This is a genomic window from Mycobacterium angelicum (assembly GCF_002086155.1).
GTDB classification, from domain to species: Bacteria; Actinomycetota; Actinomycetes; order Mycobacteriales; family Mycobacteriaceae; genus Mycobacterium; species Mycobacterium angelicum.
In genome coordinates, this window is sequence record NZ_MVHE01000290.1 from 1 (window position 1) to 457 (window position 457).

Annotated in this window: 1 pseudogene; it reads left to right on the plus strand. The window is 77.2% G+C overall.

Annotated features, from left to right (window positions below):
- A pseudogene (locus tag BST12_RS32690) lies at window positions 1–457 on the plus strand (PE family protein); the annotation flags it as partial.

Consider the following 457-nt stretch of genomic DNA (forward strand, 5'->3'; position numbering starts at 1 on the left):
TGGAGCGGGCGGCGCCGGCGGCCCGGCCACCGCCACCTTCGGGCTCGGCGGCCAGGGCGGCGACGGCGGGAACGGGGGTGCCGCGCAGCTATTCGGAACCGGCGGGGCCGGGGGAGCCGGCGGTACGGCCGGTTCCGGCAATATCGGCGGGATCGGCGGAAACGGCGGTCTCGGAAGTCACGGCGGGTTGCTGTATGGCGACGGGGGTGCCGGCGGGGCCGCCGGCAATGGCGGCGTCGGCAAGCTCGCCGGCCTCGGCGGGGTCGGCGGCGACGGCGGCAACGCCACATTGTTCGGCTCCGGCGGGGCCGGGGGGGCCGGCGGCTCGGCCGACACTTCCGGCCCCAGCGGCGGTTACGGCGGGCACGGCGGTAACGGCGGTCGCGGCGGGCTGTTCTACGGCAACGGCGGAGCGGGGGCGAACGGCGGAAACGGAGATGTTGCCGCCGATGACAAC